The sequence below is a fragment of the Luteibacter sp. KNZ12-1A genome (genome assembly GCF_056755675.1).
On sequence record NZ_JBPGXU010000186.1, the window covers coordinates 1 to 2427 of the forward strand.

Genomic DNA, 2427 nt, shown 5'->3' on the forward strand with positions numbered 1-2427 from the left:
CACCGAGCCACCCCAGCACGGCCGAGGCGAAGGGTACCGAAAGCAGGAGCCAGGCGGGGAGTCCGCCGAAGCTCACGCTGCCGTCGTATGCCGCGGCCAGGCGGCCGACGGGCCCGGCGAGGGCCAACTCGAGGACCACGGCCAGCGCCACGGCGAGGACACCTGCCAGGAAGCCAAGCCAGATACCGGCATACAGGTACGGACGGCGAACGAACGGACGACTCGCGCCGATGAGCAGGAGCACGCCGATCTCGGCGCTACGGCTCTGGATATCGACACGGATCGTATTACCGACCACCAGCAGGGCGGCGACGCCGAGCAACAGGGCCAGCAGGCTGACCGCACGGGTACCCACACCGAGCAGGGCATCGAGACGCTGCCGCCATGCACCGGTGTCCTGGACCATGTCGACGCCGGGCGTGGCCTTCATCGAATCGACGAGGCGGCCGATGTCCTCGGCCGACAAGCCTGGCTTGGGCTGCACGGAAAGCACGTAAGGCAGCGGATTGGCATCGAGCGATTGCAGCGCGCCCGAGAAACCCTGTACCTCCGCCAGTTCGTCGAGGCCATCCTTCGGCGTGCGCACGACGATGTCGGCGACTTCCGGACGACCGCGCAGGGCGGAAGCGGCGGTCTCGGCCATGCCGGCGTTCTGGCCGGGCTTCATGAAGGCGCTGATGGACTGGTTGCGACCGAGCGCTTCGCCCATCCGCTGCACGTTGCCGAGCAGGAGGTAGAAGGTCAGCGGCAGGGCCAGCGCCACACCCATCACGGCCACGGTGAGCAAGGTGCCGAGCGGGCGGGCGCCGAGACGGCGCAGGCTGATCGACATGCTCCAGGCATGGTGTTCACGCCACGCCCCCACCTTGCGCGGTTCGCTGCGGCGGGTCTTTTCCGGCTCGGGCGCGCGACGCGGCTCGCGGACGGCGTTCATACCACCTCCATCGCGGGAACGTCGGCGACCAGCTTGCCGTGATCGAGCACGACGACGCGTTTCTTCATTCGCTTGATCAGCATGAGGTCGTGGCTGGCGACGAGGACGGCGGTACCGACCGCCTGGAACTCCGCGAACAGGCCCATGATCTCCATCGCCAGTTGCGGATCGAGGTTACCCGTGGGCTCGTCGGCGATGAGCACGGCGGGTTTGGCGACGATGGCACGCGCGATGCCCACGCGCTGCTGTTCACCCGTGGAAAGCGCCTCGGGCAACTGCTTCTCGTAGCTGAGCAGGCCGACCTTCTCCAGCGCCGCGCGCACGCGCCGGCCACGATCGGCTGGCGAGACGCCCGCGATGATCAAGGGCAATTCGACGTTGGCGAAGACGCTGCGGTCCAGCAGCAGGCGGTGGTCCTGGAAGACCATGCCGAGCTTGCGCCGGATCTTCGGGATCTCGGCGGGGCGCACGGTGTTGAGCTTGCGCCCGTCGAGGGTCACCACGCCGTTGGTCGGGCGCTCGATCATCGCCAGCAGTTTGAGCAGCGTGCTTTTTCCCGCCCCGGAGTGACCGGTGACGAAGGCCATTTCGCCTGCCTCGACGCTAAAGGACACATCGGTAAGGGCCTGGTGATCGCCCTCGTACCGTTTGCTCACCAGATCGAAACCGATCACCGCGTCACCCGTTGGCCCGTGAAGCCCCAGAGGATAAGGGATGTGGTGTTGCTTTTGCGGCGCGGCGCCCGATGGGGTTCAGCCAATCGCACACCGGATCGGAGCCGCCCGACCGTGAAAGCCGATTGCCGTGGAAGCGGATTGCCGTGGAGCCGCCCAGCTGTGGGAGCCGCTTCAGCGGCGACAGGGGGCTTGCCTCAACCTGGCCCGCTGCCGCGGGATCGCCGACAAGGTCGGCTCCCACCAGAGCGGGCTCCCCACCACGTCGGCCGGCCGGCCGGGGCGGCTCGGCAGGGCCGGCCCGGCGGGACTCGGCCTGGTGGGAGCCGACCCTGTCGGCGATGGGGTGCCTGCCTCAGCGCCCGCCGAACAACCGGCCGATGCGGCGCAGGAGACCGACCTTTTCCTTGGCGGGCGACGCCGCCGGAGCAGGCGCGGACGCCGGCCGGCTGGCCGTCACCTGGCGCGAAGGACGGCGGTTCGGGTTCGGCTGACCTTCGGCGTGCCGCGAAGCACCCGGTTGCTGCGCCCTGGCGGAGTCGCGCATCGAGGCGCCGTTGCCAGCCGACGAGGCCTCGCGGCCGCCGCTCGAACCTTCGCGGCCACCGTTGCGCCTGTTCGCACTGTTACCGGCATTGCCCGCGCCGCCGGCGTTACCGCCCTCGGCACCCTCGCGGGCACCGCGGCCACGGCCGCCGCGACGGCGGCGCTTCTTCGGCGCGGAGGCATCGGCCATCGCTTCGGCGGCCGCCGGGAGTTCGGCGACCGTTTCGGCGACGACCACGGTCTTCATCGGCACTTCGGTCGACACGGTATCCG

At 69.6% G+C, this 2427-nt stretch carries 2 protein-coding genes and 1 pseudogene; all 3 read right to left on the reverse strand.

Annotated features, from left to right (window positions below):
• Nucleotides 1-934 (reverse strand): cell division protein FtsX (locus ACR9ZJ_RS19210; protein WP_481288670.1); only part of this gene is annotated, 934 nt, incomplete at its 3' end.
• Nucleotides 931-1608, reverse strand: a complete 678-nt coding sequence (gene ftsE / locus ACR9ZJ_RS19215; RefSeq protein ID WP_306848048.1) for a cell division ATP-binding protein FtsE — start codon at nucleotides 1606-1608, stop codon at nucleotides 931-933. The genes ftsE and ACR9ZJ_RS19210, both read right to left, overlap by 4 nt.
• 355 nt (nucleotides 1609-1963) lie before the next feature.
• Nucleotides 1964-2427 (reverse strand): annotated as a pseudogene (locus ACR9ZJ_RS19220) (hypothetical protein); the annotation flags it as partial.